The 14,680-nt window shown below is 58.4% G+C and carries 14 protein-coding genes; 4 read left to right on the forward strand and 10 right to left on the reverse strand.

Annotation, left to right across the window (positions count from 1 at the left end; genetic code table 11):
* The 6 genes from aspA to ACIGJB_RS19505 form a co-directional block, all read right to left on the reverse strand.
* The gene (gene aspA, locus ACIGJB_RS19480) at nucleotides 1-1,416 is read right to left on the reverse strand and encodes an aspartate ammonia-lyase (protein WP_483733938.1); all 1,416 of its coding nucleotides are present in this window, start codon (nucleotides 1,414-1,416) and stop codon (nucleotides 1-3) included.
* 32 nt (nucleotides 1,417-1,448) lie between these two features.
* Nucleotides 1,449-2,492 carry a dihydroorotase gene (gene pyrC, locus ACIGJB_RS19485; protein ID WP_483733939.1) on the reverse strand — a complete coding sequence of 348 codons (1,044 nt, stop codon included), beginning with the start codon at nucleotides 2,490-2,492 and terminating at the stop codon, nucleotides 1,449-1,451.
* Entirely contained in the window at nucleotides 2,489-3,757 is a 1,269-nt protein-coding gene (locus tag ACIGJB_RS19490) for a hydantoinase/carbamoylase family amidase (protein ID WP_483733940.1), read from the reverse strand. Before ACIGJB_RS19490 ends, pyrC begins: the two co-directional genes overlap by 4 nt.
* A gap of 16 nt (nucleotides 3,758-3,773) precedes the next feature.
* Nucleotides 3,774-4,724: a dihydroorotate dehydrogenase gene (locus tag ACIGJB_RS19495; RefSeq protein WP_483733941.1), complete on the reverse strand. Its 951-nt coding sequence runs from the start codon at nucleotides 4,722-4,724 to the stop codon at nucleotides 3,774-3,776.
* Nucleotides 4,717-5,565: a dihydroorotate dehydrogenase electron transfer subunit gene (locus ACIGJB_RS19500; protein WP_483733942.1), complete on the reverse strand. Its 849-nt coding sequence runs from the start codon at nucleotides 5,563-5,565 to the stop codon at nucleotides 4,717-4,719. The genes ACIGJB_RS19495 and ACIGJB_RS19500 overlap by 8 nt, the downstream gene beginning before the upstream one ends.
* Before the next feature lie 68 nt (nucleotides 5,566-5,633).
* Nucleotides 5,634-6,884: an MFS transporter gene (locus tag ACIGJB_RS19505; protein ID WP_483733943.1), complete on the reverse strand. Its 1,251-nt coding sequence runs from the start codon at nucleotides 6,882-6,884 to the stop codon at nucleotides 5,634-5,636.
* Between the two features lie 232 nt (nucleotides 6,885-7,116).
* On the opposite strand from ACIGJB_RS19505, the gene ACIGJB_RS19510 reads away from it, so the two are divergent.
* Together ACIGJB_RS19510 and ACIGJB_RS19515 are read left to right on the forward strand one after the other, a co-directional pair.
* Nucleotides 7,117-7,998: a helix-turn-helix domain-containing protein gene (locus ACIGJB_RS19510; protein WP_483733944.1), complete on the forward strand. Its 882-nt coding sequence runs from the start codon at nucleotides 7,117-7,119 to the stop codon at nucleotides 7,996-7,998.
* Between the two features lie 24 nt (nucleotides 7,999-8,022).
* Complete coding sequence (locus ACIGJB_RS19515) at nucleotides 8,023-8,346, forward strand: hypothetical protein (protein ID WP_483733945.1); 324 nt, start codon at nucleotides 8,023-8,025, stop codon at nucleotides 8,344-8,346.
* Between the two features lie 581 nt (nucleotides 8,347-8,927).
* On the opposite strand, the gene ACIGJB_RS19520 is transcribed toward ACIGJB_RS19515, so the two are convergent.
* The 4 genes from ACIGJB_RS19520 to tnpA all read right to left on the reverse strand — a co-directional run bounded on the left by ACIGJB_RS19520 (nucleotide 8,928) and on the right by tnpA (nucleotide 11,899).
* Complete coding sequence (locus ACIGJB_RS19520; RefSeq protein WP_483733946.1) at nucleotides 8,928-9,398, reverse strand: GSU2403 family nucleotidyltransferase fold protein; 471 nt, start codon at nucleotides 9,396-9,398, stop codon at nucleotides 8,928-8,930.
* A 105-nt stretch (nucleotides 9,399-9,503) separates the two neighbouring features.
* Nucleotides 9,504-11,102, reverse strand: coding sequence for an IS66 family transposase (tnpC, locus tag ACIGJB_RS19525; RefSeq protein ID WP_483733947.1), 1,599 nt, complete (start codon nucleotides 11,100-11,102; stop codon nucleotides 9,504-9,506).
* Nucleotides 11,103-11,153: 51 nt separating this feature from the next.
* Nucleotides 11,154-11,498 (reverse strand): IS66 family insertion sequence element accessory protein TnpB, encoded by a 345-nt coding sequence (gene tnpB / locus ACIGJB_RS19530; RefSeq protein WP_483733948.1) that lies wholly within the window; start codon nucleotides 11,496-11,498, stop codon nucleotides 11,154-11,156.
* A 2-nt stretch (nucleotides 11,499-11,500) separates the two neighbouring features.
* Nucleotides 11,501-11,899, reverse strand: a complete 399-nt coding sequence (gene tnpA / locus ACIGJB_RS19535) for an IS66-like element accessory protein TnpA (protein WP_483733949.1) — start codon at nucleotides 11,897-11,899, stop codon at nucleotides 11,501-11,503.
* Between the two features lie 450 nt (nucleotides 11,900-12,349).
* On the opposite strand from tnpA, the gene ACIGJB_RS19540 reads away from it, so the two are divergent.
* Nucleotides 12,350-13,330: a Bug family tripartite tricarboxylate transporter substrate binding protein gene (locus ACIGJB_RS19540; protein WP_483733950.1), complete on the forward strand. Its 981-nt coding sequence runs from the start codon at nucleotides 12,350-12,352 to the stop codon at nucleotides 13,328-13,330.
* A 49-nt stretch (nucleotides 13,331-13,379) separates the two neighbouring features.
* Nucleotides 13,380-14,642 carry a hydantoinase/carbamoylase family amidase gene (locus ACIGJB_RS19545; RefSeq protein WP_483733951.1) on the forward strand — a complete coding sequence of 421 codons (1,263 nt, stop codon included), beginning with the start codon at nucleotides 13,380-13,382 and terminating at the stop codon, nucleotides 14,640-14,642.
* Nucleotides 14,643-14,680: the final 38 nt, after the last annotated feature.

Here is a 14,680-nt window from a genome sequence, read left to right on the forward strand (position 1 = left end):
TTACTTGCCTGCTTGCATGTCCGCACGAGGCTGAGTGAGTGCTTCGGGCCGCAATGCCTCATCCAGTTGCTCCGCAGTCATCAACCCTTTGGACAAGACAACCTGGCGTATCGTCGTGCCCTCAGCAAAGGCCTGTGCAGCTACCGCCGTGGCGTTCTTATAGCCAATGATGGGATTGAGTGCCGTCACGAGCGCAATGGAACGCTCGATGGTGTCCCGCAGCCGCTCTGGATTGGCCGTGATACCCGATACGCATTTGCTCGCCAGTGTCAAGCATCCGTTTGTGAGGTGCCGGAAGCTACGCAACAGGCTGGCGGCGATGACGGGTTCGAATGCGTTGAGTTGAAGCTGGCCCGCTTCCGCGGCAAAGGTGATAGTTGTGTCGTTCCCAAACACCTCGAAAGCGATCTGGTTCACAACTTCTGGGATAACCGGATTCACTTTGCCCGGCATGATCGAAGAGCCGGCCTGCATGGGCGGAAGGTTGATCTCGCCGAAACCCGCGCGCGGCCCGCTGGAAAGAAGGCGAAGGTCGTTACACGTTTTCGAGAGCTTGACTGCGATACGCTTAAGTACGCCAGATAGTTGGACGAAAGCTCCGCAGTCTTGTGTGGCCTCCACTAGATTGGGGGCTAGCGCAAGTTCAATGCCCGTGATCCGATTCAGAGCCGCGACAGCCCGATTTGCGTACTCGGGATGCGCCGTGATGCCCGTACCGATAGCAGTTGCGCCAAGGTTGATCTCCCGGATCAGCGGTGCGGTCTCGCGAAGCCGGGCCATGTCTTCCTCTAGCATGACCGCGTAAGTCGAGAACTCCTGACCGAGTGTCATTGGCACCGCGTCCTGGAGTTGGGTGCGCCCAAGCTTGAGCAGGCCAGCAAATTCTGTCGCCTTTTTCTCGAAAGCGGACCTGAGCACTTCCATGGCCTCGAGCAGATGTTCGATGGCAAAGCATGTGGCGATCCGGATAGCAGTTGGATACACGTCATTCGTGCTTTGTGCCATGTTGACGTGTTCATTGGGATGCAAATGGGCATACTCGCCCTTTCGGAATCCCAAGTGTTCGAGCGCTCGGTTACAGATCACCTCGTTGGCGTTCATGTTCGTCGACGTCCCAGCACCACCCTGGATAACATCGATGATGAACTGATTGTGCAGTCGGCCATCGCGAACGTCGTGGCAGGCAGCTACGATCGCATCTTTCAGCCTCGTTGGCAGAAGACCCAAGTCTGCATTGGCCTCTGCAGCAGCTTGCTTGACGCTCGCGAGCGCGATGAGCAACTCCGGCCAGGTGGAGATCGGCGTGCCCGTAATCTGGAAGTTCTCGTATGCACGCAGCGTGTGTACGCCGTAGTATGCGTCTGTAGGGACTTGACGCTCGCCGAGCAGGTCGGATTCCGTTCGATAATTTTTCACTGTGAGATCCTGTGTAACGGGGCGGACAATTGCTACGCAATCGCCCAGGGCAGCGTATCGCCCGTGAGGAAGGATTGGATGCGGCGGCCATCCGGCAGCTCGACGTTTCCGCGTATCCGGGTCTCCTCACGACGGAAGGTGATAGTGCCTTCGTTGAGCGGGAGACCGTAGAAGCGTGCACCACGTTCGCTGGTGAAGGACTCAAAGCGGTCGAGCGCATTCTCCTGATCGAAAACGGTGAGGTAGGCTTGCAAGGCAGACGGAGCGCTAAAGATGCCGGCGCAGCCGCACGCGGCTTCCTTTGCGTCGGTATCGTGGGGCGCAGAATCGGTGCCAAGAAAGAAGTTGGGACAACCGGATGTGGCAGCGCGTCGCAATGCTTGGCGATGGCGTTCGCGCTTAAGCACAGGCAGGCAGTAATAGTGTGGCCGGATCCCGCCCGTGAACATGGCGTTTCGGTTGAACATCAAATGTTGGGGGGTGATAGTGGCCGCCAGCCGCCCGCTTTCATCCTGCATCACGAATTCTGCTGCGTCCTCGGTAGTGATATGTTCCAGGACGACCTTGAGTCTCGGGAAGCCGCGAAGGATTTGCATCAGCGTGGTCTGGACAAAAGCTGCCTCCCGGTCGAATACGTCAACGTCGGGATCAGTGCTCTCGCCATGCACGAGCAGGGGCATGCCGATCTCCTGCATGGCGGCCAGGACATTAGCAACACGCTCGACCGCTGTTACGCCGTACTCGGAATGAGTGGTGGCGCCAGCAGGATACAGTTTTGCCGCCGTAAAGATGCCACGCTCAAAGCCTGATTTGACATCCATCGGGTCAGTGTTGTCACAGAGATAGCAAGTCATCAACGGCGTGAAATCGGAGTCGGGAGGCAAAGCGCCCAGGATGCGAGCTCTGTATGCCTCAGCCGCCGCCGCTGTGGTCACGGGCGGCTTGAGGTTCGGCATGACAATTGCACGGCCGAATTGGCTCGCAGTGGCCAGCAGGACAGCGCGCAGCACATCTTCGTCCCGCAGATGCAGATGCCAATCATCGGGACGGCGAATTGTCAGAACGTCTAGGGTCATGATTTCTTCCCAGCCGGGATACGGTCCATGGCGGCGGCAAGTACTTTGGTACCCAGCATGAAGTCGTCGATGTCCATGGCTTCGTCGGGATTGTGAGAGCCATGCTCATTGCGAACGAAGAGCATTGCCGTCGGGATTCCGGCGTTTGCGAACAGCGAAGCGTCGTGGCCGGCGCCGCTTGGCACCATTTCCGCAGGGACCTTCTCCTCGATGCAGACATCGCGCAGCAAACCGGAGAGCGCGGGATCCATCGTTGCTGGCGCCGATTCAATACGGCGATCAAGTTGGAACGCGACGCCGCGGTCTCTGCTGATTGCTTTGCATTCAGTCCGGAAGAGCTGGTAAAAGCCTTCGAGCGTGTCAATGCTCTTGCTTCGGACTTCGAAGCTGAACTCGACTTTCCCAGGGATGCGAGAGATTGAGTGCTCGGCTGGATCTGTGGATACGATGCCGGTGGTGACGACGAGATCGCTACCGCGTTCCAGGAGGACCTTCCAATGCTCGTCCAGTCGGGTGATGAGATCGGCAACGGCAAACATCGCGTCTTTGCGTAGCCACCGCGGCACGGCGCCTGAATGGCCTGGCTCCCCCGTGCATGTCACGCGGTTATGCCGTACATTTCCTCTGATACCCGGCACGACGGCGAGCGGCAACTGACGCGCTACCATCACTGGACCCTGTTCAATGTGCAGTTCCATATAGGCTGCCGCATTGTCCTTGTCAAAGAATGTCTGTTGTGCAGCAATCGACTCTATGTTTGCGCCAACCTGTGCCATGCATTCGCCCAAGGTCTTTCCTGAGCTGCGGTGTTTGAGCGCGAGGTCGTCGGCCGTCAGTTTGCCGAGCGCGGCGCCCGATCCCATGTAGGCCTTTCCGAACCAGGCACTCTCTTCGCCGCGGAACGCTATGACCCGCAGCGGAGCAGCGTCGGTCGCTTGATGTTTTCTGGCCACCTGGCATAGCAGTCCGGCTACGATGCCCGCCAAGCCGTCAAAATTTCCGCCTTGTGGCACGGAATCGACGTGTGATCCCACCCAAACAGCGGGCAAGTTCGAATCTTCTTCTGGCAATGAGAAGGTTAGATTGGCAGCCTTGTCCACCTCTACCGCGATACCTTGGGCCTCGGCGAAGCGCTGCAGGTATTCGGCAGCCGCCGATTCCCCCGCACCATAGCTGTCACGCGTGATTCCGACTCCGTCAAATGAGAGGGCGCGGATATCGGCGAACAGCTTTTCCGCCATGGGCTTCAGTTCCAGGATGTCCATGCTCATCTTCCAGTGTTCAGCCCGATTGCTGGGCGAAGCGCAGCCAACGGTCGCTGAGTTGGCGATCTAGTATTACTTGGCCTGTCAGATCACGAATCGACTCAACGCCGGCGGCGTCGCAGTACGTCTGCAGGCCGTCGATAATTTTCTGCATTGCTGCGGGGTCACGGAAGGATGCGGTTCCAACCTGAATAGCCGAGGCGCCGGCTAGCATGAATTCGACGGCGTCTTCTGCACTCTGAATGCCGCCGCAGCCAATGATCGGGATGCGGACGGCCCGATAGCACTGGTGAACCATGCGCAACGCGATGGGCTTGATTGCTGGACCGGAAAGTCCTCCCATTACGTTGCCGAGTTTCGGCTTGCGCGTTCGCACGTCGATCGACATGCCCAGGACCGTGTTACCCATGACGATGGCATCGGCACCGGCTTCCTCTGCAGCGCGCGCGACCGACGCGATGTTGCCGGCGTTCGGTGTGAGCTTCACCCAGAAAGGGTGCTTGGTGCGACGCCTGATCGCCGACACGGCGTTGTAGGTCGTTTCAGGCAGCATGGCAAACGCCATGCCGTCTGCCTCTAGGTTAGGGCAGGAGATATTTGCCTCGATGGCGGTGACCTCAGGCAGTGACATCTCTTCGCACGCCTCACCAAATTCTTCGGCGGTGTCGGCAGAAATGGACACAATGACCGGTGTGTCGTATTGGGTGTAGGGCGGAAGTACCTCCCGGCGATAGAAGTCAAGACCTTTGCTCGGGATGCCGATCGAATTCAGCATGCCGCTATAAGTCTCGGCGACGCGGGGCGTTGGATTGCCAGCGCGAGACTTCGGCGAGACACTCTTTATGACGAGCGCGCCCAGGTTGTTCAGATCCATCGCTTCGCGATATTCGATGGCGAAGCAGCCCGAGGCGGGCATAACGGGGTTGCGCAGCGTGAGATCGCCAATCCGCACAGTTAAATTAGCCAAATTCCACCTCCCCGACTACTTCTCGCATCTTGAAAACCGGGCCTTCGCGGCATACACGAAGGAATTGCTTGTCGCCCTCACAATCGAAGAGGCGTACGCAGGACAGGCACACGCCCATGCCGCATGCCATGCGCTGTTCCATGGCGACTTCTCCCTGAACTTTCGGGTGATCCTGAAGGATTCGCTGCAGGAGCATCAAGAGACGGTGCGAGCCGCAGGTATAGATCGCATCGGGTCGTTGATCGTCAATCAACCGTCGCACCAGCGCGTCGATTGACTCCACGGAAGATGTTCCGTCGGCATCGAAAACGGCGTGGACTTCCGCCGGCGCACCACGCAAAAACTCCTTCTCCATCAGGTCAGCCCGACTGCGCGCAGACATGATCGCCGTGATGCCAACGCCTGCGTCAGCAGCTTGCTGGATCAAGGGGGCCATGGTTGCCAACCCAACGCCGCGAGCGACCACTAGAATCCGGCGGAACGTCTCCTGGAAGGTAAAGGTGTTGCCGAGCGGGCCGACGATGTCCATTTGCCCGCCCACAGGAAGCGTGGCCATCGCGCGCGTGCCGACACCGGTAACGTTGTAGAGGAATTCGATGCGGCCGCTCTCGGGTCCTGCACCGTAGACACTCATCGGACGCAGCAGGAAGGGTTGCTCTTCCGCCGTCGTCGGGCAGTTAAGCTGGTAGAACTGGCCTGGCCGGGTAATCGAAGCGATCGGCGCGTCGGATTCGAGCCTGATGTACTTGTATCGCTGGTTGACCCAGTAATGCTCAACAATCTGACAGCGATAGGAGGCTACGGTAGCTGCGGAATCCGCGCTACACAGTGTGGCACACATGTTGGTGACTCCTGAGAAATGCGCTGCGCCGGATGGCGCAGCCAAGGAAAGCTTGGGTAACCCGGCGCTTATTCCAGTTCGACGCCCCTGAGCTCGGGGATAAGGAAGATCGTTGCGATCATGTCGAGTACGTAGATGCTCGCGAGCAGCGCGATGGCGAGTTGGAACGAATAGGTCGCCGCGATTGCGCCAACTACGATCGGTCCCAAGCCTCCCACTGCGCGGCCGATATTGAACAGTACGTTTTGTGCCGTTGCGCGTGCGGCCGTGGGGTAGGCTTCGGAAATCAAGGCGCCATAGCCGCCGATCATCCCGTTGACAAACATTCCCATCACCGCACCGGCCCAGAGCATCGTCATCGGATCAGACATCTGTGCGTACAGGAGCACCATTGCGACGGACCCGGCCTGGAAGATCAGAAAGGTCGGCTTCCGGCCGATCCGGTCTGCCAGGTGGCCGAACACGACGACGCCAATCATCATGCCCACGATGGTGACCGAGGTCCACATGGCCGACTTTGTAAGCGAGAAGCCGAGCGTCTTCCCAAGGTATGTCGGCAGCCAGATCATGATGCCGTAGTAGCCAAAATTCTGAACCGAACAAAGCACCACGATTCCGAGGCTGATACGCGTTGTCTTGCGGTCTGCAACGAGTAGCTTGAATGCATTCGGCTTCTTATCATTGCGTGCGTTTCGTACAAATACCTCAGGCTCGTGCAGACGATTGCGGATAAACCACGCTACTAGGGCGGGGATCACACCGATGACGAACATGCCTCGCCAACCCACAACAGGCAACAGGAGCGGAGTGAGCAAGGCAGCCATCAGTACGCCCGATTGCCACCCCAACGCGACATATGACGACACTCGTGCTCGCTTACTGGCCGGCCATGCTTCCGCGGCGAGGGCCATACCGATGCCGAACTCGCCGCCGAGGCCGATGCCCGCGATGGTTCGATAAGCCAGAAGGTCGTAGAACCCTTGAGCAAAGGCGCACATACCAGTGAAGACGGCAAATAGGACGATGGTCCAAGTCAGGACTCGCACTCGACCGTATCGATCGCTGAGCGCACCGAATATGATGCCGCCGGCGACGGCTCCGATGAGTGTCCAGGTGACGAGCGCACCCGACTGGCTGGTGCTCAATGCCAACGCGGCGCTGATCGCGGGCAGCATGAAGCCCAGGATCAGCAGATCGAAGCCGTCCATCGCGTAGCCGATGGCAGAGCCCGCCAACGCCTTCCAAGCGTAAGGCGACGTAGGCGCTTCCGCTTCGGACGCTGATTGGGAAAGGGATTCACTTCTCACGTCTGTCTCCATTTTTAGACTGTAAGTGTCAGAAAAACCACTGCGAAGGGACACGTACAAGCCCGCTGGGGGGGGTCTTGTCCTTCTGCAGTGGATAATCTTATTTTTTAGACTATGCGGGGCGCGTTGGGATTGCAAGCGCTAATCCCATTTATCCGGGTTTACACTTATCTCTCGTGCTATCGGAATTGCATCCCACGACACCCATGCTATAGTGCAATTGATTCTAATTAATGAGACACCCATGGAGCGTCGGACTACGCCGTCAGATGGTATCGATTTTGAGGCGATCGGCGCCCGGCTTCGCGCCTACCGTCTCGGCGCGCAATTGCGGGCCGAACAGATAGCGGACACGCTTCGCATCTCCCGTGCGGCGGTCTATCGCATGGAAAAGGGCGAAATTGTGAAGATTGAGACGCTCGAACGACTGGCCGGAATTCTCGGTACATCGCTAGAGTCTCTTTTGGGGGCGGGGACGGAATACTACCCGTCTGCGATCGCGTATATCGAGCGGATGCGGCAGTTGGAGCACGGAGCGACGCGCATCCTGGCGCATTTTGAACCCATCTCGTTCCTGCTGACCTCGCCGGACTACGACCGCTACCTTGAGCAGATGCTGAAGGAAAGCGGCGACAACGACGAGAGCCGTATTCAAGCCATGATGGCGCTGCTGCGGGAGCGTAAGGCGTCCTATACATCGCAGCCAGCGCCCATCGTCAGCCTGATTGGCTTGCGGGAATTGGAGCGTTTTGTTCATTTCGGGCTGATTGGCCGCATGGATCTGCCCCCTGCAACTCGTATGGAGCGTTCCCTCGCCGCTCGGGCGGAAGTGGAACGGATTGCGGATCTCCTGGAGCGACAACCGGCTGGCATGCAAATTGGCATTGTCAATGAAAGCATGCCCAACGCTACCTTCCAGATCTTTGAGCGGCCCGGTACCTCGTACGTGGCAATAAGCCCATTCCGTTTTGGTGAGTTTCCCAATATTTCGGGCGGTATTGCATCCGTAACGGCGGCACCTGAAGCCGTAGCACTCTATACCAGCATGGTCGAGGCGCTATGGCAACGGGCGTATAAGGGCCCAAACGCCGCTGAGCTCTTGCGTCGCATGTTGCAACAAGTTTGACTTCAACCTTTGTAGAGAGAACAGATGGACTTCAAAGCCCTTACCGCCGAGTTCGCAAAAAGTGTCCCGGGTACCGATTCGTTCCTTAACGTCAAGAAGCATTGCCTTGACCTGATGAAATCGGATCCCCAGAACGCCGCCGCATACTTTGTCATTTACGGCTTCGCTCGGTCGTACGTGATCCTTCATGATGACGAGGGCATCACGCCGGAGGTCGCCGGAGCAGCGCAAGCTCAGTTGAGCGGATACATGGAAGCCGTGAGGCAAGCGCTGGGTGACAGCAAGGCCGTTTTCGAGGCTCTAAATCGCATCGTTATCGACTATGACATCAAGCGTCAGTTGTTTTAATCCAAAACCGATTCAGAGCAATGGTTCGGCATTCGGCAGGTTTTCCGGACATGCTCCGCGAAAAGCGACCGTGCTTCGATGTCGGCTAGGCTATGAGTGCGTCCGCCGGGTACAGGCGAAGGGACCTACGAGCCTGCTCTGCAGCTAAGCCAGTCGTCCCAATGGCCTGAGGAAGCAGGACTATGGCGCGCTTCTCATCTGCTGGAACCACTTCACCATTGGATGGTGATCGACATTAAGCGTCGGCACGGAGGGCGCCATGGGGCCACACACGCCACAAGGAGGTAATTCGCAAACGGTTCGTCGTCATGCAGGCCGCATCTTCCACCATACGGATTTGCCCGTCTCCGAGTTCGGTTCATAGAACGCGCCTCGGTAACGGAAAGATGACGAGGATGGAGCGCGATCAGGGTAGGGATGTAGAAGGCGCTCAGCAGGCGGATACCGAGCCCGGAACGGTCGCCCGACAGTTGGGCGCGACTGGTGGTTCCTGGCCGAGTAGCGTTGTCACCAGATCGTGCTGTCGGGGGATAGAACAAGGCTAGGTCAGAATGAGCCGTCGAGCGGGCTGGGGCGTCAACTTACAGGCGCTCGGCCGCCAGGCGTTCCACGATGGAAGCCTCCAGCTTGTCCCGTGGCACCTTCCGCGGATCGCGGTCGCGCTGGCCGGCCATCCACAGCTTAAATTTGACGAAGGTGTCCGGCGCCACGGTGCGCATCATCCTAGCGATCTTGCCGTTAGTGGAGACGATGGGGACGGGAGACGTCGGGGAGGTTAGCAGGGCATGGGAACGCTTCGCCTCGACCGCCCAAAGATCGTCCTCGTCGTCGGTGAGCCGTAGCGGGTGCGGATCCACATCGCGGGCCTCCTGGCGAATGAAGGTCACCTCAAAACCCTTCGCGTTCACAGCGGTGAAGACGTGGCCTTCCTCCTTTCGCTTAGTGAAACTGCTGTACATCTCCTCGGTCTTTGGCGACCTTGGGCCCAGGCCCTTCTGGCTGCCGCAGCGCCCGTCCGGACCAGGTATTCCTTCCTTTTGACGGTCTTCCATACCATCCCGCCCCGCATGGACGTGTCCAGGTCCTTCATCTGGCCGACGAATTGCAGGCGCTTGGTAACCGTCCGACGGACAGCGTTCTTGACGACGGGGTTGCTTTCAGGCGGCGGTCGAGCTGATCTGCTCAGCCATGGCCCATGGCAGCAGTTCGCTGACGCGATTGACAGGGTGGTCGGCGATGCGCGCAATGACGTGGCGCAGGTAGGCCTCTGGGTCGAGGCCGCTCAACTTGGCTGAGGCCACCAGCGAGTAGATAGCGGCACCGCGTTCACCGCCACTGTCAGAGCCGAAGTGCAGGAAGTTCTTTCGGCCGAGGGCAACGGCCCGCAGCGCACGCTCCGCTGCGTTGTTGTCGATCTCAACGTGACCGTCACTGGCATACAGGGTCAATGCCGACCACTGATTCAATGCGTAGCCAATGGCCTTCGCGGTATCGCTTTTGGGCGACACCTTGCTGAGCGTCGAACGTAGCCAGATTTCGAAGGCTTCGAGCAATGGACGCGCCCGTTCCTGTCGGACGCGCCTTCGCTCGTCGGGAGGCTTCCCGCGGATATCAGCCTCAATTGCGTAAAGTTCACCGATCCGGCGCAGCGCCTCAGTGTTGACGTCGTTCCTGCGTGCCAGGTACAGATCGTGGAACTTTCGTCTCGCGTGAGCGACACATCCAGCCTCTTGCACCTCGCCATCTCTGTAAATCGAGTTGTAGCCTGCGAATGCGTCAGCTTGCAGGATTCCCCTGAAGCCTTTCAGGTGAGCTTGCGGATATTCGCCTGACCGACTCGGGCTGTACGCAAACCATACGGCTGGCGCGTCCACCGAACCAGCGGGCCTGTCGTCACGTACATAGGTCCAGAGTCGGCCTGTCTTGGTCTTGCCGTTCCCGGGTTCGAGTACGGGTACCGGCGTATCGTCAGCGTGGATCTTCGAGGCCGCCATCACGTACTGCCGGATTGCATCGACCAGCGGGCGCAATAGTGCGCTGGCTTGTCCGACCCAGTCGGCGAGTGTCGAGCGTCTCAACTCGACGCCATCCCGCGCGTATATCGCCGACTGCCGGTACAGGGGAAGATGGTCGCAGAACTTTCCAACCAGGACATGGGCGAGCAGGCCAGGACCCGGCATACCGCGATCAATGGGTCGGCTGGGCGCCGGTGCCTGTACGATGCAGTCACAGCAGGCACAGGCCTTCTTTGGTCGACGATGGCGGATCACTCGCCAGTGCCCGGGCACGTACTCGAGTTGCTCGGCAATGTCTTCGCCAAGCTCGTTGAGCGTTCCGCCGCACTGCGGACAGCACACCTCGTCAGGTTGATGGACGATATCTTCGCGCGGTAAATGATCAGGGAGGGCTCTGCGTCCAGTCGGCCTGGTCGCGTCCTTTGAGCGCTGCTTGCTTGTGTCGAGCACCCCTGCGCCTTCGTCGGCCTGCAGATCCTCCAGACGCAATTCCAGTTGTTCGATCTGGCGATCAATCTTCTCGGATTTGCGCCCGAACTGCATTCGTTGGAGCTTTGCGATCCACACCTTCAGGCTCTCGATTTCCAGCGCCCGATCTGAGAGTGTCTTCTGCAGCGTCGCGACCGTGTCGCGTAGATTCTCTAAGTCGCTGTCGCGCTCACGAAGCGTCGTTTCCCGAGCCAGAAGCAGGGCCTTCAAGGCGTCGATGTCGTCGGGAAGCGAAGCGTTACTGGAGCTCATGCAAGCAGTCTAGGCGCCAGCATCACCTCCTACGTGTGTTGTCACAGACGTTTACAAAGCACTGCATGGACGGGCAGCATCGATGGGCTGCCGCCAGTCGAATCCCTCCAACAGAAGTCCGAGTTGCGCATTCGTCAGGGCCACCACGCCACCTTCGGCACGCGGCCAGGCGAACCGACCTCGTTCCAAACGTTTGGCGAACAGGCACAAACCACCGTCCCGCCAGTACAGGCACTTGAGCAGATCACCACGTTTGCCCCTGAAGATAAAAACGTGGCCAGAGAATGGGTCCTTTTGCAGTACTGTCTGTACCTTGGCAGCCAGGCCATCGAAGCCACATCGCATGTCCGTAAATCCTGCGGCAACCCAGATCCGGGTGTTTGCCGGCGGCTCCATCGTTAGCTCAGGCACTGCACCACCATGCGCAGGGTTTCCGGATCGACTCGGCCTTCAATGCTCACCTGGCCCTTGGCCAAGTGCAATCGGATGACTCCTGCTGGCAACGCTTCCGGTCGCTCGCATGGCTTTCCCGTGAGCGACGCGACGGACGGTTCTTCGACTCCGGGGCCTCTGACCACAACGGGGAACAACACTGGGGTGTCACCAACATGGGGGACGCCTAGTTGGCCTGCTCGAAGCATGCGACGCCACCGAAAGACCATGTTCACGTTTAGACCGTGTTCCAGCGCCAGCTTTGAAACCGAGACGCCTGGCACGCACGCAGCTTCTGCAAGCCTTTGCTTCAGTTCGATCGGATGATTGCGGGTGCCGCGCACGCGGCCACCACGCTTTGCCACGGTCTCCAAAGTAGTCCCCGCCAGATTTCTGATGGGAACTACTCTGGATAGGTTCGACTCTCGCGTCTACACGGCCATCAGCGGACGCTTACGGCGCTTGCGGGTATCCCACAGGAGGTTCAATCGCTCAATCTGACGTTCGCCCATTGAGGAGGCCTACGGCCGACTAGTTATCTGACGGGCCGCCTTTCCCGGGCTATACAGCTACGCGCGCGAGCTTTGTCCGATGCTGTAAGGCTCACTCTTGATGCCTAATGCCACCGGCGGGGTATCCCTGGTGTTTGGTAGTCATAAGTCCAAACTGGCGACAGGGGTTTACCCGCCTTTGTGGTATCAAAAAATAGACTAGAATCTAAAAAGAAACAATAAGGAGGTGGCACCTGCGGCGCTGGCAAGGCTCTGCAATGCCAGCCCAATTGAGACGCCGCAATTACCGATGGAGCAAAGCCAATGAAGCGCCACATTCAGTCCCTATTGTCTGTCGCCACGGCGACTAGTGTCTTGATGCTCGTTCCAGCGCCAGTCGCTGCGGCTGGCTATCCGGACCGTCCAATTACGATGGTTGTTCCATATGCGGCAGGTGGCAGCAACGACCTGGTAGCGCGAGTGCTCAGTCAAAGTCTGAGCAAGGAACTGGGTGTGTCAGTGGTGGTGGAGAATGCGGCCGGCGCGAGTGGCACCATCGGTGCGGCAAAAACCGTCAATGCAAAGCCTGACGGTTACACCCTTTTGCTAGGGTCCAATAGTGAGATCTCAATTGCTAAGTTGACCAATTCACTGGTCAGATATAACGGTCAGCGCGATCTTGTTCCGGTTCGGATGGTGGGCTCCCAACCAATGGTGCTCGTCACTGGCCCGAAGTCGGGAATCAAAGGCGTCGATGGTCTACTGGCTCTGTCCAAGACGAAGAAGGCAGTGAGCTATGGCACATCCGGCATTGGCACGCCGCTCCACCTGTCAGGAGAACTGATTCGCGCGGCCAGCAAGATCGATATGACGCACGTCCCCTATAAAGGGGGTGCACCCGCCATTTCGGATTTGATGGCTAATCAGATTGAGCTTAGCGTGCTGGTCCTCTCCACCGCCTTGCCTTTCATTAACTCCGGGAAGTTGGAGGCCATTGGTGTGACGTCCGCCCAACGCTCACCCGCAGCCCCAAGTATTCCCGCGCTGGCCGAGAACAAGATTTTTGCGTCAGTGAATATGCGTCTTTGGTTTGGTGTGTTCGCGCCAAAAGGCACTTCGAAGGAGGTGACGGACAAGCTCTCCATAGCCCTTAGCAAAGCACTTGCGGCGCCAGAGGTGAAAAGCAAGTTGTCCGAATCTGGTGTGGAGCTCGATCCCCTGGACGGCCCTGCATTCGGTGCGTTCATCGCAAAAGAAACCGAGACGTATCGAAAGATCGTTGCTGACGCGAAGATCAAGGAATAAATGCGGCGCACTACGGTAGCCCAAAATCTCTCATCCACTCATACCCGTCATGAATCTCAGCTCTCTCCGGCCGATAGCAGACAAACTATTCGCCGATCTGCGTCAATTGTCTTTTGACGGTGTAGGCGTCACGCGCGAGAGCTACGGGCGAGGAGAATCTGCTGCTGCAGACTATCTGCGCGAATTCGCCTTGTCGGAGGGCTTGGTTGTGGAGGCGGATCAAGCGGCAAACCTCGTGTTCCGGCAACATGAGCCCGCGCTCGAAACGCCAGTGATCTGGACTGGCTCCCATATCGACTCGGTTCCACAAGGCGGCAATTTCGACGGCCTTGCGGGAATCGTAGCCGGACTACTATGCCTGGTCGCTCGTCGGAGGCAGGGACATGTCGCTAAGATTCCGCTCGACGTAGTCGCTTTTCGTGGCGAGGAGAGTGCGTGGTTCGGCAAATCCTACATGGGATCTGGAGCGCTGTTTGGCAAAGTCAGTGCGGCTGACCTAGAGCTAAAGCAACGCAGCACAGGTGAGACGATGGCCGAGTGCATGCGCAAGTGTGGTGCCGACGTGGATGCCATCGGTGCGCAGCAAACGCTTATCGACAAGGGAAAAATCAAGGCGTATCTAGAACTCCATATCGAACAAGGGCCGGTGATGATCGCGCGGCAGATGCCGCTCGCTGTTGTCTCCGGTATCCGCGGCAATGTTAGACATAACCGTGTCACTTGCGTTGGGGATGCGCAACATTCCGGAGTGGTACCGCGGTGGCTACGGCACGACGCAATGTTCGCGGTCGCTGATCTCATCATGCGTTTGGATGAACATTGGCGTTCGCTTTTGGAACGTGGCACGGACCTTGTAGTGACTGCCGGCATTGTTACCACAGATCCCGCGGAGCATTCCATTTCGCGCATTCCAGGACAAGTCAGTTTTTCGCTGGAAGCGAGGAGCAAAAGTACAGACACCTTGGAAGCCTTCTACCAGCTTATGCGAGCCGAGTGTGCGTCAATTGGTCGCGAGAGGGGTGTGCGGTTCAAGTTTGATCGCAGGCTTCTGAGCGATCCTGCAACGATGGACAGCAAGATCAGTGGCATGCTCTCGTCTGCCTGCGCCGAACGGACCATCGCATTCGAGATGATTGCAAGTGGCGCCGGCCATGACGCATCGCTATTCGCAAACGCAGGAGTCCCCACAGGGATGCTCTTTGTGCGAAATCAGAACGGTTCGCACAACCCACATGAGGCTATGGAGATGGATGATTTTATGCTCGGGGTGCAAGTGCTGAGCGACACCGTCGAGATGATCGCTTCCAGCTAGCGGGACGAATCATTGCTGCTCCTATTCGCCCTCACCGA

This window comes from Cupriavidus sp. C2SS-8b (assembly GCF_057073745.1).

Coding starts and splice junctions, on each gene's coding strand:
- ACIGJB_RS19510 (WP_483733944.1), top strand. CDS start 7,117: ATGGAGCGTCGGACTACGCCGTCAGATGGTATCGATTTTGAGGCGATC.
- pyrC (WP_483733939.1), bottom strand. CDS start 2,492: ATGACCCTAGACGTTCTGACAATTCGCCGTCCCGATGATTGGCATCTG.
- tnpC (WP_483733947.1), bottom strand. CDS start 11,102: ATGAGCTCCAGTAACGCTTCGCTTCCCGACGACATCGACGCCTTGAAG.
- ACIGJB_RS19545 (WP_483733951.1), top strand. CDS start 13,380: ATGAATCTCAGCTCTCTCCGGCCGATAGCAGACAAACTATTCGCCGAT.
- ACIGJB_RS19500 (WP_483733942.1), bottom strand. CDS start 5,565: ATGTGTGCCACACTGTGTAGCGCGGATTCCGCAGCTACCGTAGCCTCC.
- ACIGJB_RS19540 (WP_483733950.1), top strand. CDS start 12,350: ATGAAGCGCCACATTCAGTCCCTATTGTCTGTCGCCACGGCGACTAGT.
- ACIGJB_RS19515 (WP_483733945.1), top strand. CDS start 8,023: ATGGACTTCAAAGCCCTTACCGCCGAGTTCGCAAAAAGTGTCCCGGGT.
- tnpB (WP_483733948.1), bottom strand. CDS start 11,498: ATGGAGCCGCCGGCAAACACCCGGATCTGGGTTGCCGCAGGATTTACG.
- ACIGJB_RS19520 (WP_483733946.1), bottom strand. CDS start 9,398: ATGGAAGACCGTCAAAAGGAAGGAATACCTGGTCCGGACGGGCGCTGC.
- ACIGJB_RS19505 (WP_483733943.1), bottom strand. CDS start 6,884: ATGGAGACAGACGTGAGAAGTGAATCCCTTTCCCAATCAGCGTCCGAA.
- ACIGJB_RS19490 (WP_483733940.1), bottom strand. CDS start 3,757: ATGGACATCCTGGAACTGAAGCCCATGGCGGAAAAGCTGTTCGCCGAT.